Here is a 20,848-nt window from a genome sequence, read left to right on the forward strand (position 1 = left end):
GGCCCCACCGCGCCGCCGTCCGCCGCCGGTACGGCCGCCGCCGGCGCCGCCCAGCTCCAGCCGGCCTCCTGGCTCACGCGCGCCGCGCAAGCCTGGCTGCTGGCCTACCTGCTGGGCCTGGGCTACACCGTGTTCCAGCTGCTGCAGGCGCGCCGCATGCTCAACGGCCTGGCCGCCAGCGGCAGCCGCGTGCCCGCAGCCATGGCCGCCGCGCCTGCGCCCGCCATGATCGAAGTGGACGCCCCGATTTCCCCCATGCTGTTCGGCCTGCTCAAGCCGCGCCTGCTGCTGCCGCGCCACCTGCGCAGCTTCGACGCGGCCCAGCAGCAGCTGATCGTCGAGCACGAGCTGACGCACTGGCGCCGCCGCGACCTGCAATGGATGAGCGTCGGCATCCTGCTGCAGACCCTGCTCTGGTTCAATCCCTTCATGCGCCTGCTGCGCGGCAGCCTGTCCTGGGCGCAGGAACTGGGCTGCGACCGCGACGTGCTGCGCGGCCGCCCACCGGCCCAGCGCAAGGCCTACGCGGCGGCGCTGGTGGCCCAGCTGCGCCTGCAGCACGGCACGCCCAAGACCGCGCTGGCCTTCGGCGGCGTGTGCGCCAGCACCCTGGCCTCGCGCATCGCGCTGATACGCGAACCGGGCCGCGAGCAAGGCCGCCGGGCGCGCGGCGCCCGCCTGCTGGCGCTGGCCGGCCTGGCCTGCGTGTTCGCCGCCAGCCTCGCCTTCCAGCCCGCGCTGGCGTGGCGCATCGCCCCCGCCGCCTCGCAAACGCCCTTCGTCTGCACCGTGCTGATGGACGCCGCCAGCGGCAGGGAGCTGGCGCGCGAAGGCCATTGCGAGGAACGCGTCACGCCCGCCTCCACCTTCAACATCCCCGTCGCGCTGATGGGCTACGACAGCGGCTTCCTGCGCAGCGAACACGCGCCGGTGCTGCCGTTCAAGGGCGGCTACCCCGCCTACATCCCGTCCTGGCGCGCCGCTACCGATCCCAGCAGCTGGCTGCAGAACTCGGTGCTCTGGTACGCGCAGCAAGTGACGGCGCAGCTGGGCGCCAGGCGCTTCCAGGACTACGTGGCGCGCTTCGGCTACGGCAACCAGGACCTGTCCGGCGATCCCGGCAAGGCCAATGGACTGTCGCAGTCCTGGGTCGGTTCCAGCTTGCGCATTTCGCCGCTGGAGCAAGTGGCCTTCCTGCGCCAGCTGGCCAACCGCACGCTGCCGGTATCGGAACAGGCCTATGCGCTGACCGAGCGCATCATGCCGCGCCAGGTGCTGGAGAATGGATGGGAAGTGTTCGGCAAGACCGGCACCGCCTCGGCGCTGCTGCCGGACGGCGCCGACGACCCGGCCCGCCAGTACGGCTGGTATGTGGGCTGGGCGAAAAAAGAAGGACGCACCGTGGTGTTCGCCCGCCTGGCGATGGATACGAAACAGCCAGAGGCCATGGGCGGCGCGCGCTCCCGCGAGGCGATGCTGCGCGAGCTGCCCGCGCGGCTGGGCGCGCTATAGCGTCCGCACCACCAGCTCCTTGTAGCCCGAGGCCGGATCGGTCTCGCGGCTGAAAGCGTGGCCGGGCAGCAGCGCCAGCAGCACTTCGGCCGTGGTGCGCACCACGCAGCCCGGCGCCACATGGCCGCCGGACACGCGGCCCTGCCCGTCCGACACGGACATATGCAGATGCGCGCCATCCGGCGCCACCGAACCCGCCAAGGTCAGGATTTCCAGGTCGCCGCGCAGCTCGCTCGCCGACGGCATGCCCGCATAGCGCAGCTGCGCCACGCTCAGGCTGCCGATGCCCTGCACCACAAAAGCCGCCTGCGCGCCCAGCTCGGCGGCGGCCGCCTCGATGGCCGCGCGCAGATCCGCGCCCGGCCCCAGCCTGAGCGGATGCGCTCGCAGGCTCATAGCAGCTTGGGCGCCACCAGCGCGGTGAACTCGCCGCTGTCGACCAGCTTCTTCAAGTCCTGGAAGCCGCCCACCAGCGTGCCGTTGATAAACACCATCGGCAGCGTGGGCCAGCCGCTCCACATCTTCAGCGCGGTGCGGCGGCGCCACTGGCTCAGGTAACTGCCGTATTCAAGGTAGACGTAGGGCGCACCCTGCGCATCGAGCAGCGCGCGCGCCTTGCGGGGGAAGGGATTCATCGCCATGCCGACCACCACCACCTTGTTGGCGGCGACGGCGGCCTGCACTTCCTGCACGATGTCGGCGTGCAGGCCCTCGATCTTGCTGCGGATGGCGGGATGGATGCGGGATGCTTCTAAAACGGGACGGCTCATGGCGCCTCCAGGGATATTGCGGATGACGCAATGTATCCGGCATCGCGCGCCTTGACAAGCGCGCGCTCCGGCTCAGGTCCAACTCAGTGGGCGGCCACCGCGCCGGCCGGCGCGCCGATATTGCGCCGCGCCAGCCAGGCCAGCGGCGCCAGCGCCGCCAGCGAGATCGCCACGCCGGCCCACGGCGTTGCGCCCATCAGGCTGCGCGCCACCATCAGGCCGCCCAGCGAGGAACCGAAGGAGATGCCGAAGTTGAAGGCCGAGATGTTCAGGCCGGACGCGAAGTCCACCGCCTTCGGCGTGTAATGCTCGGCCGTGGCCAGCATGCCGGCCTGCAGGCCGGGCGACAGGCCGAAGGAGAACAGGCCCCACAGGAACAGCAGCGGCACCAGCGCCCAGGGCGTATGCAGCGACAGCGCCAACCCTGCGTGCGTCACGGCCAGTAGCACCAGCATCATGCGCAGCGAACGCTGCCAGCCCAGATTGCTGCTCAGATAGCCGCCCGCCAGGTTGCCGGCAAAGGTGGCCGCGCCGAACACGATCAGCAGCGCGCTGGCGGTGGTGGCCGAGAAGCCCGCGATTTCCGTCAGGATGGGAGTGACATAGGTGAAGGCGGCGAAGATGCTGCCGAAGCCCAGCGTGGTCACCGCCATCATGGTGAGGATATGGCGGTCGCCCAGCGCGGCCAGCTGCGTCGACGCCTTGCCGCTGGCCGCTTGCGCCATGCCGGACGGCAGCCAGCGCAGCATGGCCAGCAGGCCCGCCAGCGCCATTGCCGCCACCGCGAAGAAGGGCAAGCGCCAGCCCATCAGGTTGCCCAGGAAGCTGCCCAGCGGCACGCCCAGCACCATGGCCAGGGTCAGGCCGCCGAACATGACCGAGATCGCCTTGCCCGCCTGCCCCTTGGGCGCCAGCGACGCGGCCACCGTGGCGCCGATGCCGAAGAAGGCGCCGTGCGCCACCGCCGTGATCACGCGCCCGGCCAGCAGCACGCCGTAGCTGGTGGAAAACGCCGCCAGCAGGTTACCGAGCAAGAACACCGCCATCAGCCCGGCCAGCACCTGCTTGCGCGGCAGGCGCGACAAGCCCAGCACCGCCAGCGGCGTGCCGAGCGCCAGCGCCAGCGCGTACAGGCTGACCAGCGCGCCCGCCGCTTCCAGCGACACCTTCAAGTCCGCCGAAATGGCCGGCAGCACGCCCACCACGATGAATTCCGTCACGCCGATGGCAAACGCGCCCACCGACAGCGACAGCACGCCCGGGTGCATTTTTTCCTGGTTGTTCATGGAGTACTCCATTTGTGAATTAATTGACTCCATTGTAGAACCCGGCGCACTGATGATATAGACTCTCAAATAGCCAAACTCTTATGAAATGGATTCACTATGGCCCGGCAGGAGATCAACCGCGCGGCGGAAATGGCGGTATTTGTGGACGTGGTGGACGCGGGCGGCTTCAGCGCGGCCGCCCAGCGCCTGAAGATGACGCCGTCGGCCGTCAGCAAGCTCATTGCGCGGCTCGAAGCGCGCCTGGGCACGCGGCTGCTGCACCGCTCCACGCGGCAGGTGCGCGCCACGCCCGAAGGCGCGGCCTTCTACAGCCAGTGCGTGCGCATCCTGGAAGACATGGACAGCGCCGAGCGCGAAGCGGCCACCACCGGCGTGCCGCGCGGGCGGCTGCGCATCAACTGCTTCGTGCCCTTCTTCATGCTCTACCTGCTGCCCATCCTGCCCGAATTCCTGCAGCGCTACCCCGACATCACGGTCGACATCGCGAGCACCGACATGGTGGTGGACCTGCTGGAAGACCGCACCGACATCGCCATCCGCGCCGGCAGCCTGAAAGACTCCAACCTGGTGGCGCGCAAGCTGGGCGAAGGCCGCATGGCGGTGCTGGCCTCGCCCGATTATCTGGCCCGGCACGGCACGCCGCAGACCCCGGACGACCTGGCGCGGCACAACCTGCTCGGCTTCAATTTCCGCCGCCAGGTGCCGCTCTGGCCCTTCCTGGACGGCAAAGGCGGCATGCTGCAGCTGCGTCCGGAAGGCAACGCGCTGCTGGGGGATGGGGAAAGCATGCGCCACATGGCGCTGGCCGGCGTGGGCCTGGTGCGGCTGTCGCGCATGCACACCAAGCACGACATTGCCGCCGGGCGGCTGGTGCCGGTGCTGGAAGACTACAACCCGGCCGACCTCGAAGCGGTGCACGCCGTCTTCCTCGGCCCCGGCAAGCAGCTGCCGCCGCGCGTGCGCGTGATGCTGGACTACCTGATCGAAAAAATCCGCCTCGATTAAGCCGTGTCTCCGCAGGGTGCCGCAAGACGGCTCAGCCGCCCCGCTGGCGCAACCGGCCGCGCGCCACCGCCACCGCGCCCATGCCCGCCGCCAGCATACCCCAGCTTGCCGGCTCCGGAACCGGGCTCAGCAGCGCCGAATAGCACAGGTCGCCATTGCGGCAAGCCAGGCCCACGATCTGGCCGCCGTCGTTGATATCGGCCGCGCTCGCGATGTGCCAGCCCGGCGCATCGGCCAGCAGGGCATCCAGATCGCTCTGCACCCCACCGCTGTACAGATAGCTGTGCCGGTCGGCCGGACCATCGCCGGCCTTGGAGAAATAGCCGACCACGTCGCCCCGGTTGTTGACCGCGACGGCCGCGTTGTCCCCCTCCAGGCTGCCGATCGCCCGCATGCGCCCGCCTTCGTACAGAAAGGAATGCTGGTGCAGCGCGCCGCCGCCATAGGTGGCGCCGCCGACCACCGCGCCGGCCTCGTTCATGCCCCTGGCCACCGCCACGGCGGATGGCGCGCTCGACAACAGTCCCAGGTCGATCACGCGGCCGCGGTCGTACAGCACGGCACGGCCGCCGCTGGCGCCGGCCACCTGGCCCGCGTCGTTGATCGCCGCAGCCGTGTCCATCGGCAGCACCGTGATGACGCCGCCGGCGTAGGTATACGCATGGTCTCCGCCGGGCCGATGGCTGTTGACCAGCAAGGTGCCGCTGCTGTTCACGCCCTGCGCGGCGGTGTAGCCGGAGGGCCGCGCGGGGTCGCCAGGGAAGGCCTCCGGCACGGCGCCCGCCTTGCCCTCGTAATAACTGGCGGCGTGCAGCTCGAACCAGCCGGGGCCGACGCTGGTCAACTGGCCGATCCCGGCGACGTGGCCGCGCTCGCTGACGGCCAGGGCCATGCTCATGTCCAGCTCCGGCAGCCATGTCATCTGGCCGGCTTTCCACATGAAGGCGCGCCCCTCCCCCAGCATCTGGCCGTAGTCGCTCGACATGCCGCCAACCACCACGCCGGCGTTGTTGATGGCCCGCGGCACGCTGGCGCGCGCCACGCCGTCAAGCAGGGTCAGGCTGTAACGCGCCGGCGACGCCATGGCGCAGGCGCCGGCGCCGCCTAGCAGGATGGCAGCCGCACAGCGGCTGAGCCTGGGCCTGGGCCGCCGCGGCCGGCGCAGCCATGCGAGTACGCCGAGGCCGGCCGCCAGCATGCCCCAGGCCGCAGGCTCGGGTACCGGCGTCAGCAGCGCGGCGAAGCAGGCGCCGGCCGTGTCGCAGGCCTGGCCGATGATCTGGCCCGCGTCGTTGATGTCGGCCGCGCTCACCAGCCGCAGCGCCGGGTCCGGCCCCAGCAGCGTGTTCAGGTCGTACACCAGGCCGCCCTGGTACAGATACGGGCTGCCCTGCCCGGAAGGCCCTTGCACCGTGCCCACCACCGCGCCATCATTGTTCACCGCGTTGGCCTGGTTGTCGGTCAGCCAGTCGCCGATGGCCTGCATCTGCCCGTTCCGGTAGACAAAGGAATGCGTGTGCTGGCCCGGCCCGGTGCCGTAGGTGGAACTGCCGACCACCCAGCCGTGGTCGTTCAGGTCGCTGGCGTTGCTGAAGCGGCCCTGCTCCAGCGCGCCCAGGTCGATCACGCGCACGCCGTCGTACAGGGCCGCGTGCTCACTGTTGCCAAAGAAGGTGCGGCCGGCCACCTGGCCCTGTTCATTGATGGCGCTGCTCCACATCATGGGCAGCACCGTCAGCGCCTGGTTCGCGAACAGATAGGCGCTGGTGCGCCGGTTGGCCCCGGCGTTGCCCACCACCGTGCCCGCGCTGTTGACCCCGACCGCCGTGTTCACCTCGAACGGCGGCGCGCCTTGCGGATCGGCGCTGAAGGGATTGGGGACCGTACGCAGCTCGCCCTGGTAATACAAGGTGGCGTTGCGGAACGTGAAGCCCTGCACCGTGACGGTGTTGGTGGCGCCGGCGATGTGGCCCTGGCCGCTGATCGCGCGTGCGGTGGCCATCGGTTCGGGCAGCACGCTCATCTGGCCGGAACGCCAGGCAAACGCCCGCTGCACGCCCGTCAGCGGATCGCGCCAGTCGCCGGCGATCTCGCCCCGGCTGTTGATCGCGTTGGCGCTGCTGGCGTTGGGCGCCGGATCGAGCAGCGTCAGCCGGTACTGCGGCGTGGCGGCGGCCGCGCCGGCCAGCGCCAGCATCAGCAACGCCGGCAAGGCATGGAAACGAAAGACCATGGGTATCTCCTGAGCACCATCGACGAAAGATGGGGCCATCCTATGCTCGCGGGAAGAGCGCACGGTTGCTACACGCAGCTTGTTTGCGCCAGATCGAAAACGCGTCAAGGCACAATCGTGCGCGCGCCGCGCGGGTATAAACTAAGGAAGGCCAGATCGAGGCGCCCAGGCTGCAGGGGCCGGCGTGCGGCGTGTTACCGCGCGCCGAAGGCCAGCCGCTTGCCCTCGCGCAGCATGCGCTCGAAGTCGTCGGCCGGCACCGGCTGGCTGAACAGATAACCCTGCAGCTGGTCGCAGCCCAGCTCGCGCAGGAAGCTCATCTGCTCGGCCGTCTCCACGCCCTCCGCCACGATCTCCTGGCGCAGCTGCTGCGCCATGGTCACGATGGCGCGCGCAATGGCGCAATCGTTCTCCTCATAAGGCAGGCCGATCACGAAGGACCGGTCTATCTTCAGCGTACTGATGGGGAACTTCTTCAAATAAGCCAGGCTGGAATAGCCGGTGCCGAAATCGTCCAGCGCCAGTGCCAGCCCCATCGCCACCAGCTCGTTCATGATCGCCACCACATTCTCGGTGCCGCGCACCAGCAGGCTTTCGGTAATCTCCAGCATGATCTGCTCGGGATGCACCTGGTGGCGCTGCAGCACGTCGGCCATGCGCGCGGGCAGCTGGCGGTCGAACTGGCGCGCCGACAGATTGACCGCAATCGGCGGCATGATCAGGTTGGCGTCCTTCCACGCGCGCACCTGGCGGCAGGCCTCCTCCAGCACCCAGTTGCCCAGCTCCAGTATCAGCCCGGTCTCCTCGGCCACCGGAATAAACACGCCCGGCGACACCAGGCCGCGCACCGGATGGCGCCAGCGCAGCAGCGCCTCGGCGCCCACGATGCGGCCGCTGCGCAAGCTCACCTTGGGCTGGTAGTACAGCTGCAATTCGTCGTGCTGCAAAGCCTGCCGCAGCTCGCTCTCGATGCGCAGATGCTCCTTGGCGCGCTGGTTCATCTCCTCGCTGTAGAACAGGAAGGCCGACTCGGCCTGCACCGCCTTCGAGGTGGCCACGTCGGCGTGGCGTATCAGCGCGCCGGTCTCCAGCCCGTCCTCCGGGTACACGGAAATGCCGATGCTGCAGCCCACCTGCAGGCTGTGCGCGGCCAGCTGGATGGGCGCGGCCAGTGTCGACGCCAGCTTCTGCGCCACGATGGCGGCGTGCTCGCGCTTTTCGATATGCAGCAGCGCCACGCCGAAGCGGTTGCCGTCCAGCCGCGCCAGGATGTCGGCGTCGCGCAGCGCGGTGCGGAACAGCTTGCCGATCGCGCTCAGCAGCTCGTTGCCCACGTCGTGGCCCAGCGTGTCGCTGATCGAGCCCAGGCGGCTGATCTCCACCACCAGCAGGGCGCCGTGCTCGTGGTTGCGGCGCGCCTCGGTCAAGGCCTGCGTCATCAGCTGCGTCAGCAGGCACTGGTTGGGCAGGCCGGTCAGCGTGTCGTAGTTGGCCATGCGCTGCATGCGCGCCTCGGCGTCCTTGTGCACGCTGATGTCGGAAAACAGCGAGAAGGTGTGGCTGACCTTGCCCTCGCCGTCGCGCACCGCGCTGATGGTGACCGACTGCGGGAACAGCTCGCCGTTCTTGCGCCGGCCGACGATCTCGCCGCGCCACGGCCCCTCGCCGTTCATGGCGGCGCGCACCTTGGCGCGGAACTCCGCGTCGTGCACGCCCGAGCGCAGCAGGTCCGGCGTCTTGCCCAGCGATTCGCCCGGCGTGTAGCCGGTGATGCGGGTGAAGGCGCTGTTGATGGAGACGATGCGCTCCTTGGCGTCCGTGATCAGCACGCCCTGGTCGCTGTCCTCGATAATCCGGGCGTGCAGGCTGATCTTGTCGTGGTCCGACAGCGGCTCGCTCACGTGCGCCATGCGCACCCGCATGCCCTGCGGCTCGCCCAGCTCGTCCTGCAGCAGCGCCAGCGCCAGCTGCACCCAGATCACCTCGCCGGACTTGCGGCGCCGCCGCACCTCGGCCATGCCGCCGTCCTGCTCGTGCAGCAGCTCGGCCAGCGCGCCGTCGTCGTCCTCGGTGTACAGGAACAGGATGTTCTGGCCCAGCGCCTCCGCGGCCGGGTAGCCGAACAGGCGCTCGGCGCCCGCGTTCCAGGCGGTGATGTAGCCGGCCAGGTCCAGCTCCAGCATGGCGCCCGGGTCGGCGCCGCTGCCGCTGTCCGCGCCGCGCTGGGCGGCGCGCGCGGCGGTCAGCTCGGCCAGCGCCGTGTCGAGTTCGGCCAGCGTGGCGGCCAGGGTGTCGCCCTGTTGCGTCCGGGCGGCCTGGCTCAGGGCCAGGCAGCGCGCGATCGCCGCGTCAAGCATGGCCACCGCCGGCCCGGTCCGTGGCTACCGTCAGCATCCATAAATGGGCGTCGGCCACCACGCGGTTGAACTCGGCGGCCTCCAGCTGCACCGCCTCCAGCCGGCCCGCCACGGCGGCGAAGTCGCCGCGCTCGGCCGCTTCCAGCAGCGCCAGCAGCTCGCCCAGCTCGCCCCATTCGCCGGGCTTGCCCAGCAGCGCCTGCTGCGCCGCCTCGCTGATGGTGAGCGGCTCCAGCACCTCGGCCAGCGGCATGCCGAACAGCACGCCCAGCAGCGAAAACATGCCGACCATGAAAGCCTGCTCCTGCTGCGGCTTGCCCAGGCCGGTGCTGCGCGCCAGCAGTTCCAGCGCATGCGCGCGCACCGCCACCCGCGCCAGCAGCATGGGCGAACGGATGTCGCCCTCGCGCGCCGAGAACAGCATCAGGTTGAGCCAGCGGCGCAGTTGCTGGCGTCCCAGGATCAGGATGGCCTGCGCAAAGCTGCTCACGCGGCGGCTGCTGCCCATGCCCAGCGAATTGACCAGCTTGAGCAAATGGTAGGACAGCGTGGGATCGCGCCGCAGCAGCGCCTCGATTTCATGGGTGTCGCCGTCGTTGCTGACCAGCTGCACCAGCTGCAGCGCCAGCGCGCGCGAGGCCGCCTGCGCGCCCACCGCCTTGGCGGGCGGCGCCAGCGGCCAGTTGCCTTCGATCAGCACCACCCCGGCCGGCAGCGCGGCCTTGTCGAACACCGTGTCGGCCCGCACCATCTGGCCCGGCAGGGCCAGCCAGCCGGCCTCCAGCCAGGCCTGCGCATGCTCCAGCCCGGCCCGCACAAAACAGGGGAACTGGCCCGCCAGCGCGTGCATCTGCTCGTCCGGCAGCGCGGCGGCGCCGCCGTCCAGCACCAGCCCGGCCGGCTTGCCGTTGCGGTCGGCCAGCAGTTGCAGGAAAACGGGTGGAGTGTCGGTGATTACGGTCATGTTGTGGTTCCGGGTGTAGCGCGAGGCTGGGCCTTTAATGATTCCATCATGTTACTCCGAAAGCATTGGCACTGGTCAACAAAGCTGCCGCTTGGACACGACGGCGGCGCAACACTCAGTTCGATAAAAACCGGCACAAATGGGCGAACATGCCCGGCTGCCGCATGCGCTCTATCCACCAGCTCAGCGCCGCGCCCTCCTCGCCCGTGCGCCAGGCCAGGTAGAAGGTCTCGTCCGGCTTGGGCTCCTCCACCTCCTTCTCCACCAGGCGCCCGGCCGCGATGGCCGCGCGCGCGCACTGCTCGGGCAGGAAGCCAAAGCCCAGGCCGGCCTCCTGGTACTGGAACTTGGCGTGCATGGTGGGCACGGTCAGCGTGTCCTGCCCCAGCAGCAGGCCCACGGTGCGCGGCGCCATCTGGCGCGCCGAGTCGGCCATGACGATGGCGCGGTGGTGCTGCAGCTCGTTGCGGCCCAGCTTGCCCGTGGCCGAGGCCAGCGGATGGCTGGGCGCCACCGCGAACACGAACTTGATCGTGCCCATGGGGTGCGACACATAGCCGCCGCCGGCCGGGCCGTCGCCGGGCGCGCCCACCAGCAGATCCACCCGGCGCGCCAGCAGCGCCTCCCAGGTGCCGGACAGCGCCTCCTGCACGATGCGCAGCCGGGTCTGCTGCGCCACTTCATAGAAGGCGCGCACGTCCTGGTCGAAGGCCACGGCCGAGAACATGGAATCGATGCCCAGTGCCAGCTCGGTTTCCCAGCCGGACGCCACGCGCCGCACGCGGTGCTCCAGGTCCAGCGCCGCCTTCAGCAGGTAGCGCCCTTCCTTGAGCAGCTCGCGGCCGGCGCGCGTCAGCTCCACGCGCGGGCCGTTGCGCTCGAACACCTGCACCCCGAGATCGTCCTCCAGTTTGCCCACGGTGTAGGAGATGGTGGACGGCACACGGTGCAATTCCTTGCCGGCGGCCGAGAAGGAACCGCGCCGGTCGATAGCGTCCACGATTTGCAAGGCTTCCAGGCTCAGTCTAAGCATTCGATTTTTTCGATGATAGGTCCATAAATTTTCCGTTTTTTGAAACGGCTGCGCAGGCCTATACTTTGACCTATCGATGCAGCGAATTCAAGGCTCAAGTAAGAAAACCCTTCGAATTTATCGCACATAACCTGAAAAGAAACGGAGTTCACCATGTTGCAAGTACGTAAAAGCGAAGAACGCGGTCTGGCTAATCATGGTTGGCTGAATTCGCGCCACACTTTCTCTTTCGGCCATTACCATGACCCGAAACACACCGGCTTCGGCCCGCTGCTGGTCATCAATGAAGACAAGGTCACCCCGGCGCAAGGCTTCGGCACCCACGGCCACCGCGACATGGAGATCATCTCCTACGTGCTGGAAGGCGAGCTGGCCCACAAGGACAGCATGGGCAACGGCTCGGTGCTGAAATACGGCGACGTGCAGCGCATGAGCGCAGGCACCGGTGTGCGGCACAGCGAGTTCAACCACTCGGAAACGCAAGGCGTGCACTTCCTGCAGATCTGGATCCAGCCCAATGTGACCGGCATCCAGCCCAGCTACGAAGAGAAGCACTTCGCGCCGGAAAGCAAACAGGGCCAGCTGCGCCTGGTTGCCTCCAGCGACGGCCGCGACGGTTCCGTGCTGATCCACCAGGACGCGGCGATCTACGCCACCATCCTGAACGGCGCCGACGCCCTGGAGCACACGCTGGAAAAAGGCCGCACCGCCTACGTCCACGTAATCCGCGGCAACGTGACGGTGAACGGTGTGGACCTGAAAGGCGGCGACGCCCTGAAGGTCACCGGCGAGCCCGGCCTCACGCTGGCGCGCGGCGACGCGGCCGAAGTGCTGGTCTTTGATTTGCCCTATTGAAATAGGGATAACAGGGCCTAACATATCTATAGCGTAATTTTTGCTATGATGGCAGGGCGCGCGCGATCCGCAGGACGGTTCGGCGCGCCCTTTTTAGTTTCAAGCACCTGAATTTAAAGCAATAGAGAGTACAGCCATGCAGTCCGCCGCCGAAGCACCAGTGAAAGAAGAACTCGATTACGTGACCTCCTGCGCGCTCCCCACGCCATGGGCGCAGTTCACGCTGCACGCGTTTGTCGAACACGCCACGGGCAAGGAGCACCTGGCCATGGTGCTGGGCGACATCAGCGACGGCGCGCCCGTGCTGGCGCGCGTGCACTCCGAGTGCCTGACGGGCGACGTGCTGTTCTCGCAGCGCTGCGACTGCGGCGCCCAGCTGGAAGGCGCGCTGAAGAAAGTGGCGGCCGAAGGACGCGGCGTGGTGCTCTACCTGCGCCAGGAAGGACGCGGCATCGGCCTGATCAACAAGATGCGCGCCTACCGCCTGCAGGAAGCCGGCGCCGACACGGTGCAGGCCAACGAACAGCTCGGCTTCAAGGCCGACCAGCGCAACTACGCGCTGGTGGAGCCCATGCTCAAGCAGTTCGGCGTGCAAAGCCTGCGCCTGATGACCAACAACCCGCGTAAGATCGCCGCCATGGAAGCGCTGGGCATCCCGGTGGCCGAGCGCGTGCCGCTGCTGGTCAACCGTAACAAGTTCAACCAGAATTACCTGAATACCAAGGCCGCCAAGCTGGGCCATATGATGACCCCGCCTCCGGCGGCCGCCGAGGACGGCGAACTGTAAGCGCCAACGCCCCCGTCCCCAAGTCACAAGGAATGCATGAAACTTACCCGTCTTGCCACCGTATTGACCATGACTTGGGGCTGCGCCCAGGCGCTGGCGGCCCCGCCAACGGCGCCGGCGCCCTCGGCAACGTCAGTCCCGCCCACGCCCAGCATCGTCCAGCGCCCCATTCCCGGCTCGCCGCCGCAAATTCAGCCCGGCCAGCCGCCTTCCGCTGAAGCCGGCCAGCCGCTGCCGCCGCCGTCCAGCGCGGCGCAAAAACTGTACTCCTCCGCCAAGGCCGACCTGCTGCAGGTGCGCTCGCTGCTGAAAAGCGGCCGCACGCAGTCCTCGGTCGGCTCCGGCTTCCTGGTCGGTAACAGCAATCTGGTCGTCACCAACTACCACGTGGTCTCGCAGTTTGCGCTCGATCCGGACAACTACGTCGGCGAATGGGTGGACACCGGCGGCCAGCGCGGCAACGTCGAGCTGCTGGCCGTGGACGTGCTGCACGACCTGGCCGTGGTGCGCGTAAACCGCAACGGCACCGGCGTGTTCAAGGTGCCCGAACAGCTGGCGCGCCTGAGCCAGGGCCAATACCTGTATTCGCTGGGTAACCCGCTCGACCTCGGCTTCGCCATCTCGGAAGGCTCCTACAACGGCGTCATCACGCGCAGCTTCTACGACCAGCTGATGTTCACCGGCCCCATCAATTCCGGCATGAGCGGCGGCCCCAGCGTGACGGTGGACGGCGACATCGCCGGCGTGAACGTGTCCAAGCGCCTGGACGGCGAACTGGTGAGTTTCCTGGTGCCGGCCCGCTTCGCGCAGGAATTGCTGAAGAAAGTGCCGCAGGACAAAGCGCCGCCGCGCAACTTCACTTCGGTGGTGGTGGAGCAATTGCTGCAGCACCAGAAAGCCATGGTGGACCAGCTGCTGGCCACGCCCATGACCATGAAGCCCATGGGCCCCTATATGGTGCCGGTGCGCGAGTCCGAACAGATGCGCTGCTGGGGCCGCTCCAACGTCAAGGCCAACAAGCCCTACACGGTGGACATCACCAGCTGCTCGATGGAATCGGCCATTTTCGTGTCCGGCACCCTGCAGACCGGCGCCATCGGCATCCGCCACCAGTTCATGCGCAGCACCGGCCTGGACCCGCTGCGTTTCGCCCAGCTCTCGAGCGCCTCTTTCCAGAATGAGAATTTCGGCGGCAACAAGGACGCGCACCTGACCGGCCCGCAATGCACGGAAATGTTCGTCAAGAACCAGACCCTGCCGCTGCGCGCCGTGCTGTGCGTGCGCGCCTACCGCAAATTCACCGGCCTGTACGACTTCGCGCTGCTCACCGCCAGCACCGATGAAAGCATGATGAATCTGCAAAGCCGCATGGACGCGCGCGGCGTGTCCTACGACAACGGCATGCGCGCCACGCAGGCCTTCCTGCAGGCGCTGGCGCGGGGAGCGGTCAAATGACGCCACCCTATTTCATCGAAGTGCTGGCCGCCAACGGCGACGTGCTGCAGCGGCAGCGCATCGAGCACCTGCCCATCCACATCGGCCGGGGCTACGGCAACGACTTCATCCTGGACGACGCCCACACCGCCGAACGCCACGCCGTGGTGGAAGCGGACGACAACGGCCATCTGGTGCTGCACGACCTGGGCACGCACAACGGCGTGATCCATCTCGGCAAGCGCCAGCTCAGCGTGCCGCTCAGCGGCACCACCGTGGTGCGCCTGGGCCACACCCGCCTGCGCGTGCGCGACGCCAATTTCCCCGTGCCGCCGGAAGTGGCGGACACCACCATGCACGCCTGGGAGGGCGGCGCTCCGGCGCTGGCCGGCCTGGCGCTGATCGCGCTGTTCATCGGCGCCGAGGCCGCGCTGGTGGATGCGGAGACGCAATCCTTCCAGACCATCCGTTATCTGCTTGTCATTGCATCCGGCCTGGCCGGCGGGCTGGTGTGGAGCGGCCTGTGGGCGCTGGCCAACCGCCTGTTTGGCGGCCACGCCCGCATGGGGCGGCATCTGTTCATCCTCGGCTCCGGCCTGGTGATGGCGGGCGCGTGGCGCGTGCTGAGCAATGTGCTGGCCTATGCGTGGTCGCTGGAGTGGCTCACCCGCTACGGCAATCTTGTCACCTTGGCCATCGTCTGCGGCGTGATCTTCTTCCACATGCGCACCATCAAGCCGCGCAATCCGAAGACGCTGATGAAGGGCTGCATGGTGCTGATGGCCCTGGGCTCAGGTTTGATACTGGCAAGCAATATGCAGAATTCCGGCCGGCTGGCGGACGAGCTCTACATGTCCGTGCTGCTGCCGCCGGTGGTGCGCCAGAGCCCGGACCATCCGGTAAGCGACTTCATGGCCGAAGCCGCCAAACTGAAAACCCAGGCCGACGCCGCCCGCGCGCGCGCCGGCAAATCCGAGCCGGACGACGACGACCAGGATTAAAAAGGCAGGCTCACACCTCACACCGTAGGGCGGGTTAGCGCAGCGTAACCCGCCATGCCGGCTCAATCCCAGGCCGGCCCTTTTAATTCCACAGTATTACCTTCCGGGTCGTCGACATAAATCGATGGCCCCTCTCCTTCCGCGCCATAACGCGATTCCGCAGGCCCGGCGACAATACCCGCCGCAGCCAGCTCGGCCAAAATAGCCGCCTCGTCAAAATCCTCCACCCGGAAACAGAAATGGTCCATATTGCGGCCTTCCTTGCCGGGCGCCGCACCGCCCATTTTCCCGAGTTTGCCGTCCACCGGCACCAGATCCACCAATGAGCTGCCTGCGCGCAATTGAATCAGCCCGATTGCCTCCTGCCGCTTTTCAATAGTGCATCCCAGCACCCCGGTATAAAACTGGACCATCTTATCCAGATCCACTACCCGCAGCACGATATGGTCAATTTCCCGCAGTTTAATCATTACGCCTCCTTAAATACGGCCACGAATGAACTTGCCGAGGAAAGTATCGCATTCCTTCGGGGTCAATACTTTCACCGGATCGCCATGATAAACGTAAAGAAACGGCGTCCCCCCCAAACGATCGGTTAATTTAGCCGATACCAGGAATTGCGTTCCCAAGGGATAAGTTTCCGTATCACTCATGCTGCGCGCGCAATGCACCAGCAGGGAATTGGAATAAGCCTGTCCCGGCACGGGGCAAATCTTCACCTGCCCATCCCGCCAGCAAGACTCCACCGCCACATCCCGATAAGCATAAACATCGCGCGCCATTGCCACTCCTCATTGAAAACCAATCCTCATTATACCCACGCCAAGGCGCAGCAGCCACGATCATGCCTTTTCCCGGCATGAACAAGCTAATAATTAGCATACCAAGCCCGTGACGATGAGCGAACTCAAGGCGAGAGTATGCGATTCACATCAAGATGCTATAACTTGCACTGGATTGGGGAGCCGCTAAAATGAAGACAGAGCGCCTCACCTGGGATGAATCCAAACGGCCGAGCAATATGCGCAAGCCTGTTTCTGTCATTTATACGGAGAATGAAAATGAAATCAGAATTATCTCGCTCCGAAAAACAACTCGATCCGAAGAAAAAATCCTCACCCGAGATCTCCCTGACTGAATGGGAGCGCTTAGAAGATACGTCCTAACAAATAGATTATCAAGCCAAAATAAGCAGCGCAACTGCATCCGCATTAATTCCTTCTTCGCGGCCGAGATAACCCATCTTTTCGTTGGTCTTGGCTTTGATATTCACCTGGCCAACTGCCACGCCCAAATCCTCAGCAATATTCGCGACCATCGCGGGGATATGCGGCGCCATTTTAGGGCGCTGGGCGATAATCGTGGCGTCGATGTTGCCAATGTCATAGCCGGTGGCTTTAACGCGTTTCGCGGCTTCGCGCAGCAATGCCCGTGAATCCGCGCCCTTGAATTCAGGGTCAGTATCCGGGAAATGCTTGCCGATATCGCCCAGCGCGGCGGCGCCCAATATTGCGTCGGTAATAGCGTGCAGCAAGGCATCCGCGTCGGAATGGCCCAGCAGGCCGAGATGATGGGGAATATCCACCCCGCCCAAGATCAGTTTGCGGCCTTCCACCAGGCGGTGGCAGTCATAACCCTGGCCAATTCGGAATGGGAGTTGCACGGTCATTTTTCTTCCTTTTCTGGATGCGCCAGATACATTTCGGCGATGCGTATGTCGCTGGGTAAAGTAACTTTCAGGTTGCGCGGATGGCCTTCCACCAACTGCGGCGATAGGCCCAGCAGCTCGACGGCGCTGGCGTCGTCGGTGATCGCGCTGGGGTCGGCGGCACTCGACAGGGCGCGCAGCAGCAGTTCATAGCTGAACATTTGCGGCGTCTGCGCCAGCCACATGCCGTCGCGCGGGATGGTGGCGGTGGCGCCGGAACGGGTGGTTTTAACGGTGTCCACCACGGGCAAGGCCAGCAGGCCGCCGGCGGGATTGCCGCCCGCTTCCGTGATCAGTTTGGCAATTAATCCCGGCGTCAGGCCGGGGCGCGCAGCGTCGTGGACCAAGACCAGATCGGCGGCCCCAATACGCTCACCGGCGGCGCGCAGACCGTTCAGAATGCTGTCCATGCGCGTTGCGCCGCCGCAGCGCAGCACGGTGACGCGCGCCTCGCCGGCGGCAAGGACACTGGCGCCCTCACCCGCCTCCGGCAGCACGCCGGCGATATAGCCGTCCGCCTCGCTCACGACCACGAAGACATGCGCAATCAGCGGGCTGGCCAGGAAGGCGTCCACCGTCAGGCGCAGCATCGGTTTCCCGTTGATGGGCAGATACTGCTTGGGACTGGCCGCCGCCATGCGGGCGCCGACGCCCGCCGCCGGGATCAGCGCGAAATACTGTATTTGTTCTGTCATTCTGCTCTCATTATCGGCGGCCCAGGCCCTTGCTCAGCACGGCCTGGATCTCGCCATTGCACGCCTTGCTCAGGCGCATATACTCTGCCGGCGCGTCGATCTGCGCCTGCACGGTTTCCACTTTGGCCATCTCGGCCTTGATATAGGGCAGCCAGCCGGTATCGATTTCCCGCGCCAGCGCCGTCCTGGCCGTGCCGCCCGGCGCATACAGCGGCTTGCCGCCATAGCGGTTGGCCAGCGCTGCCCGCACGGTCTGCTCCACCTTGGGCAGGTGGTCCATATACGCTTTCATATGGCGGAACTCGTGCTCCAGGATCTCCTTGTAGCCGCAGCTGCCCGGCGGGAATTCGCTGCTGACGTAGATCAGCACCGGCGCATAGCTCAGCTTGACCGACACCTGCGGCGATACGCACTCGTAGCCCGTGACCGGATCGGTCAGCATGGCGCCGTCGGACGCGATGGCCACGCGGGAATCGGTCTTGGTCAGTCCCAGCACATAGGTGTTGGCGCGCGCCGCCCCCTTCATGACGGTAAGCGCGCGGAAGGACAGGCGGTTGTCCACGCTGTAGCCGTTCTGTTGCGCCGTCAGGATGGACACGGACTTGTTGATGCTGTCCTCGCAGCGGGCCTGGAACGGCGTGCGGCCCGCGCCTGCGGCAGCGGCCGGGCTTGCGGCCAGCCAGCAAAGCGCCAGGCACCAGCCCGGCAGCGCGCACGCCAGTTTGCTCATCGCGCTCAGCCCGGCTGCCACGCTCCGGCCAAGATTTTCTCCAGCCAGAACGCGCCTATCATGGTTTTCACGTCCGTGATCTCGCCGCTGCGCACCCAGTCGAGCATCTGCTCCACGCTCACGGCCATGGTTTCCACGAACTCGCCCTCGTCCAGCTTGGGCGGGCCGGCGGTCAGCCCGCGCGCCAGGAAGATGTCCAGGTGCTCGTCCGAGTAGGCGATGGCGTTGTGGATGGTGCAGACGAACTGCCAGTCGCTGGCTGTATAGCCGGTTTCTTCCTCCAGCTCGCGCTTGGCGCCCTCGAGCGCGGTCTCGCCGGCGTCTTTCTTGCCTGCGGGGAGTTCGATGAATACGCGGTCGAGCGGATAGCGGAACTGGCGTTCCAGCAGCACGCGGCCGTCGTCGAGTACGGGAATGATCACCACCGCGCCGGGGTGCTTGATGTATTCGCGGCCGGTGGGCTTGCCATCCGGTAGCGTTACGCGGTCTTTGTGGACTTTGAGGAAATAGCCGTCATAGGCCAGGCCGCCGTCGATCTTGGTTTCTTTCAGGTGCGCATCCATGCGCCCTCCTCTTGCTGAGACAGAAACCGCAGTGTATCAGTGACGGGGCTTGTACAGGTAGCGCAGGACGAAACCGGGGAAGGCCAGCACGATGAACAGGCAGGCGGAGATGGCGTAGAACTCCCACGATTGCGGGAACACGGTGCCGATGCGGCCTTCCAGCAGCACGGCCACGCCGCCTACCAGGAAGTACAGCACGGCCAGTTCCGCCAGCCGCACCAGGAAGGTCTTGTGCGGGGAGGAACCGGCGCGCCGGCTGGCCGAAGGCGCGCCCGAGGTGAGCGCGGCCTTGACCGGAATAACTGCGAATACCTTGTCGTTGAAGAAAGGCAGATTGGCGCCCGCAACCGCGAGCAGGATGACCAGCCAGCTGGAGGCGCCAATATCCATCAGGCCGCCAGGGTCTTGCGCATGGCGTCCAGGCAGGCGTTCAGCAGCGGGCCCGGAATCATGCCCATGCCCACCACGGCCAGCGCGTTCAGGCCCAGCACCAGGCTGGTGTCGGCGTTCACGGCCAGCGGCGCGGTGTCTGCAGGCTCGTCGAACCACATCACTTTCACAACGCGCAGGTAGTAGAACGCGCCGATCAGCGAGAACATCACGGCCAGCACGGTCAGCCATACGGCGCCGGTGTGCAGCACGGATTGCAGGACCGAGAACTTGGCGGCAAAGCCCACCAGCGGCGGTACGCCGGCCAGCGAGAACATCATGATGGACATGATCAGCGCGTACCAGGGCGAACGCTTGCTCAGGCCCTTGAAGTCGTTCAGCTCGTCGGCCTCGAAGCCGGCGCGCGACAGCACCATGATCAGGCCGAAGCTGCCCAGCGTGGTCAGCACGTAGACGATGGAGTAGTACATCGCGGCGCTGTAGGCAGCGGCGGCGTTGCTCTTGTCCACGCCGGTTACGCCGGCCAGCAGGCCCAGCAGCACGAAGCCCATTTGCGCGATGGTCGAGTACGCCAGCATGCGCTTCAGGTTGGTCTGCGCGATCGCGGTCAGGTTGCCGATGCCCAGCGACAGCACGGCCAGTATCATCAGCATCTGCTGCCAGTCGTTAGCCATAGGCAGCAGGCCTTCCACCAGCAGGCGCACGCAAATGGCGAACGTCGCCAGCTTGGGCGCGGCGCCCAGCAGCAGGGTCACCGGCGTCGGCGAGCCCTGGTACACGTCCGGTACCCACATGTGGAACGGCACGGCGCCCAGTTTGAAGGCCAGGCCGGCAACCACGAACACCAGGCCGAACACCAGGATGGCAGGCTTGATGGTGCCGTCGGCGGCTTTCGCGGCCACGGCGTTCAGTTCCATGGTGCCGGTGGCGCCGTACAGCATCGAGATGCCATACAGCAGGAAGCCGGAAGCCAGCGCGCCCAGGATGAAGTACTTCATGGCCGCTTCGGTCGATTGCGCGTGGTTGCGGCGCAGCGCCACCAGGGCGTACAGCGACAGCGACATCAGTTCCAGGCCCAGGTAGATCGACAGGAAGTTGTTACCCGAGATCATGACCATCTGGCCCAGCAGCGCGAACAGCGCCAGCACGTAGAACTCGCCGCCCAGCTCGCCGCCCAGCATGCCGCGCTGGTGCGCGTACTGGCGGGAGTAGATCAGCGTCAGCGCCACGGCCACGTAGGACGCGATCTTCAGCAGGTTCGCCATCGGGTCCGAGATGAACATGTCGTTGAAGGCGTACACCGTGGTGCCGGCGTTGAAGTCGGCGAAGGAGAACACCGCGCAGCCCGCCAGCGTCAGCAGCGAGAGCACGTAGGTGATGCCGCGCTTGCTCTCACCGAGGAACATATCGATCAGCAGGATGGCCGAGGCGGCCACCAGCAGGAAGATCTCGGCGGAGAGCGGCGCCAGTGTGGCCACGTGGGTGGCCTGAGTGATTGGATTCATGTAGAGCTTTCCCGTTT

The 20,848-nt window shown here is 66.6% G+C and carries 21 protein-coding genes and 1 pseudogene; 7 read left to right on the top strand and 15 right to left on the bottom strand.

Features of this window, described 5'->3' with window-relative positions; translation table 11 throughout:
- A pseudogene (locus GTP77_RS31200) lies at positions 1 to 618 on the top strand (M56 family metallopeptidase); the annotation flags it as partial.
- An 87-nt stretch (positions 619 to 705) separates the two neighbouring features.
- Positions 706 to 1,512: a class D beta-lactamase gene (blaOXA, locus tag GTP77_RS31205; RefSeq protein ID WP_371869343.1), complete on the top strand. Its 807-nt coding sequence runs from the start codon at positions 706 to 708 to the stop codon at positions 1,510 to 1,512.
- Here the strand turns inward: blaOXA and GTP77_RS09380 are convergent.
- The 3 genes from GTP77_RS09380 to GTP77_RS09390 form a co-directional block, all read right to left on the bottom strand.
- A complete protein-coding gene (locus tag GTP77_RS09380; protein WP_161072056.1) occupies positions 1,507 to 1,902 on the bottom strand; it encodes a PPC domain-containing DNA-binding protein in 396 nt (131 codons plus the stop codon). The genes blaOXA and GTP77_RS09380 overlap by 6 nt on opposite strands.
- A 2-nt stretch (positions 1,903 to 1,904) precedes the next feature.
- Positions 1,905 to 2,282: a glutaredoxin gene (locus GTP77_RS09385; protein ID WP_161071916.1), complete on the bottom strand. Its 378-nt coding sequence runs from the start codon at positions 2,280 to 2,282 to the stop codon at positions 1,905 to 1,907.
- Between the two features lie 83 nt (positions 2,283 to 2,365).
- Positions 2,366 to 3,568, bottom strand: a complete 1,203-nt coding sequence (locus GTP77_RS09390; RefSeq protein ID WP_161071917.1) for an MFS transporter — start codon at positions 3,566 to 3,568, stop codon at positions 2,366 to 2,368.
- A 99-nt stretch (positions 3,569 to 3,667) separates the two neighbouring features.
- Between GTP77_RS09390 and GTP77_RS09395 the strand changes: the two genes are divergently transcribed.
- Positions 3,668 to 4,576, top strand: coding sequence for a LysR family transcriptional regulator (locus GTP77_RS09395; RefSeq protein ID WP_161071918.1), 909 nt, complete (start codon positions 3,668 to 3,670; stop codon positions 4,574 to 4,576).
- A 31-nt stretch (positions 4,577 to 4,607) separates the two neighbouring features.
- On the opposite strand, the gene GTP77_RS09400 is transcribed toward GTP77_RS09395, so the two are convergent.
- The 4 genes from GTP77_RS09400 to GTP77_RS09415 form a co-directional block, all read right to left on the bottom strand.
- Complete coding sequence (locus GTP77_RS09400; protein ID WP_161071919.1) at positions 4,608 to 6,809, bottom strand: DUF3466 family protein; 2,202 nt, start codon at positions 6,807 to 6,809, stop codon at positions 4,608 to 4,610.
- A 194-nt stretch (positions 6,810 to 7,003) separates the two neighbouring features.
- Positions 7,004 to 9,166, bottom strand: a complete 2,163-nt coding sequence (locus GTP77_RS09405; RefSeq protein ID WP_161071920.1) for a putative bifunctional diguanylate cyclase/phosphodiesterase — start codon at positions 9,164 to 9,166, stop codon at positions 7,004 to 7,006.
- Entirely contained in the window at positions 9,159 to 10,130 is a 972-nt protein-coding gene (locus tag GTP77_RS09410; protein ID WP_161071921.1) for an EAL and HDOD domain-containing protein, read from the bottom strand. The genes GTP77_RS09405 and GTP77_RS09410 overlap by 8 nt, the downstream gene beginning before the upstream one ends.
- A gap of 115 nt (positions 10,131 to 10,245) precedes the next feature.
- Entirely contained in the window at positions 10,246 to 11,163 is a 918-nt protein-coding gene (locus tag GTP77_RS09415) for a LysR substrate-binding domain-containing protein (RefSeq protein WP_161071922.1), read from the bottom strand.
- A 153-nt stretch (positions 11,164 to 11,316) separates the two neighbouring features.
- On the opposite strand from GTP77_RS09415, the gene GTP77_RS09420 reads away from it, so the two are divergent.
- From GTP77_RS09420 to GTP77_RS09435, 4 genes are all read left to right on the top strand, one after another.
- Positions 11,317 to 12,018 carry a pirin family protein gene (locus GTP77_RS09420; RefSeq protein WP_161071923.1) on the top strand — a complete coding sequence of 234 codons (702 nt, stop codon included), beginning with the start codon at positions 11,317 to 11,319 and terminating at the stop codon, positions 12,016 to 12,018.
- Positions 12,019 to 12,154: 136 nt separating this feature from the next.
- A complete protein-coding gene (gene ribA / locus GTP77_RS09425) occupies positions 12,155 to 12,805 on the top strand; it encodes a GTP cyclohydrolase II (protein WP_161071924.1) in 651 nt (216 codons plus the stop codon).
- A gap of 36 nt (positions 12,806 to 12,841) precedes the next feature.
- A complete protein-coding gene (locus GTP77_RS09430; protein ID WP_161071925.1) occupies positions 12,842 to 14,260 on the top strand; it encodes a S1 family peptidase in 1,419 nt (472 codons plus the stop codon).
- Positions 14,257 to 15,240: an FHA domain-containing protein gene (locus GTP77_RS09435; RefSeq protein ID WP_161071926.1), complete on the top strand. Its 984-nt coding sequence runs from the start codon at positions 14,257 to 14,259 to the stop codon at positions 15,238 to 15,240. The genes GTP77_RS09430 and GTP77_RS09435 overlap by 4 nt, the downstream gene beginning before the upstream one ends.
- A 62-nt stretch (positions 15,241 to 15,302) precedes the next feature.
- On the opposite strand, the gene GTP77_RS09440 is transcribed toward GTP77_RS09435, so the two are convergent.
- The 8 genes from GTP77_RS09440 to nuoN all read right to left on the bottom strand — a co-directional run bounded on the left by GTP77_RS09440 (position 15,303) and on the right by nuoN (position 20,831).
- On the bottom strand, positions 15,303 to 15,710 hold the full coding sequence (locus GTP77_RS09440; RefSeq protein WP_161071927.1) for a VOC family protein: 408 nt from the start codon (positions 15,708 to 15,710) through the stop codon (positions 15,303 to 15,305).
- A gap of 9 nt (positions 15,711 to 15,719) precedes the next feature.
- Positions 15,720 to 16,022, bottom strand: coding sequence for a hypothetical protein (locus GTP77_RS30180; RefSeq protein ID WP_187358669.1), 303 nt, complete (start codon positions 16,020 to 16,022; stop codon positions 15,720 to 15,722).
- 395 nt (positions 16,023 to 16,417) lie between these two features.
- Positions 16,418 to 16,909, bottom strand: a complete 492-nt coding sequence (gene ispF, locus GTP77_RS09445) for a 2-C-methyl-D-erythritol 2,4-cyclodiphosphate synthase (protein WP_161071928.1) — start codon at positions 16,907 to 16,909, stop codon at positions 16,418 to 16,420.
- Entirely contained in the window at positions 16,906 to 17,643 is a 738-nt protein-coding gene (gene ispD / locus GTP77_RS09450; RefSeq protein WP_161071929.1) for a 2-C-methyl-D-erythritol 4-phosphate cytidylyltransferase, read from the bottom strand. The genes ispF and ispD overlap by 4 nt, the downstream gene beginning before the upstream one ends.
- A 10-nt stretch (positions 17,644 to 17,653) precedes the next feature.
- Positions 17,654 to 18,373, bottom strand: coding sequence for a hypothetical protein (locus GTP77_RS09455; protein WP_187358670.1), 720 nt, complete (start codon positions 18,371 to 18,373; stop codon positions 17,654 to 17,656).
- 5 nt (positions 18,374 to 18,378) lie between these two features.
- Positions 18,379 to 18,936 (bottom strand): NUDIX domain-containing protein, encoded by a 558-nt coding sequence (locus GTP77_RS09460; protein ID WP_161071930.1) that lies wholly within the window; start codon positions 18,934 to 18,936, stop codon positions 18,379 to 18,381.
- A 36-nt stretch (positions 18,937 to 18,972) separates the two neighbouring features.
- A complete protein-coding gene (locus GTP77_RS09465) occupies positions 18,973 to 19,326 on the bottom strand; it encodes a DUF2818 family protein (RefSeq protein ID WP_161071931.1) in 354 nt (117 codons plus the stop codon).
- Entirely contained in the window at positions 19,326 to 20,831 is a 1,506-nt protein-coding gene (nuoN, locus tag GTP77_RS09470; protein ID WP_161071932.1) for an NADH-quinone oxidoreductase subunit NuoN, read from the bottom strand. Before nuoN ends, GTP77_RS09465 begins: the two co-directional genes overlap by 1 nt.
- Positions 20,832 to 20,848: the final 17 nt, after the last annotated feature.

Source organism: Pseudoduganella aquatica (genome assembly GCF_009857595.1).
GTDB lineage: Bacteria > Pseudomonadota > Gammaproteobacteria > Burkholderiales > Burkholderiaceae_D > Rugamonas > Rugamonas aquatica_A.

Coding starts and splice junctions, on each gene's coding strand:
- GTP77_RS09385 (WP_161071916.1), bottom strand. CDS start 2,282: ATGAGCCGTCCCGTTTTAGAAGCATCCCGCATCCATCCCGCCATCCGC.
- GTP77_RS09390 (WP_161071917.1), bottom strand. CDS start 3,568: ATGAACAACCAGGAAAAAATGCACCCGGGCGTGCTGTCGCTGTCGGTG.
- GTP77_RS09395 (WP_161071918.1), top strand. CDS start 3,668: ATGGCCCGGCAGGAGATCAACCGCGCGGCGGAAATGGCGGTATTTGTG.
- GTP77_RS09400 (WP_161071919.1), bottom strand. CDS start 6,809: ATGGTCTTTCGTTTCCATGCCTTGCCGGCGTTGCTGATGCTGGCGCTG.
- GTP77_RS09405 (WP_161071920.1), bottom strand. CDS start 9,166: ATGCTTGACGCGGCGATCGCGCGCTGCCTGGCCCTGAGCCAGGCCGCC.
- GTP77_RS09410 (WP_161071921.1), bottom strand. CDS start 10,130: ATGACCGTAATCACCGACACTCCACCCGTTTTCCTGCAACTGCTGGCC.
- GTP77_RS09415 (WP_161071922.1), bottom strand. CDS start 11,163: ATGCTTAGACTGAGCCTGGAAGCCTTGCAAATCGTGGACGCTATCGAC.
- GTP77_RS09420 (WP_161071923.1), top strand. CDS start 11,317: ATGTTGCAAGTACGTAAAAGCGAAGAACGCGGTCTGGCTAATCATGGT.
- ribA (WP_161071924.1), top strand. CDS start 12,155: ATGCAGTCCGCCGCCGAAGCACCAGTGAAAGAAGAACTCGATTACGTG.
- GTP77_RS09430 (WP_161071925.1), top strand. CDS start 12,842: ATGAAACTTACCCGTCTTGCCACCGTATTGACCATGACTTGGGGCTGC.
- GTP77_RS09435 (WP_161071926.1), top strand. CDS start 14,257: ATGACGCCACCCTATTTCATCGAAGTGCTGGCCGCCAACGGCGACGTG.
- GTP77_RS09440 (WP_161071927.1), bottom strand. CDS start 15,710: ATGATTAAACTGCGGGAAATTGACCATATCGTGCTGCGGGTAGTGGAT.
- GTP77_RS30180 (WP_187358669.1), bottom strand. CDS start 16,022: ATGGCGCGCGATGTTTATGCTTATCGGGATGTGGCGGTGGAGTCTTGC.
- ispF (WP_161071928.1), bottom strand. CDS start 16,909: ATGACCGTGCAACTCCCATTCCGAATTGGCCAGGGTTATGACTGCCAC.
- ispD (WP_161071929.1), bottom strand. CDS start 17,643: ATGACAGAACAAATACAGTATTTCGCGCTGATCCCGGCGGCGGGCGTC.
- GTP77_RS09455 (WP_187358670.1), bottom strand. CDS start 18,373: ATGAGCAAACTGGCGTGCGCGCTGCCGGGCTGGTGCCTGGCGCTTTGC.
- GTP77_RS09460 (WP_161071930.1), bottom strand. CDS start 18,936: ATGGATGCGCACCTGAAAGAAACCAAGATCGACGGCGGCCTGGCCTAT.
- GTP77_RS09465 (WP_161071931.1), bottom strand. CDS start 19,326: ATGGATATTGGCGCCTCCAGCTGGCTGGTCATCCTGCTCGCGGTTGCG.
- nuoN (WP_161071932.1), bottom strand. CDS start 20,831: ATGAATCCAATCACTCAGGCCACCCACGTGGCCACACTGGCGCCGCTC.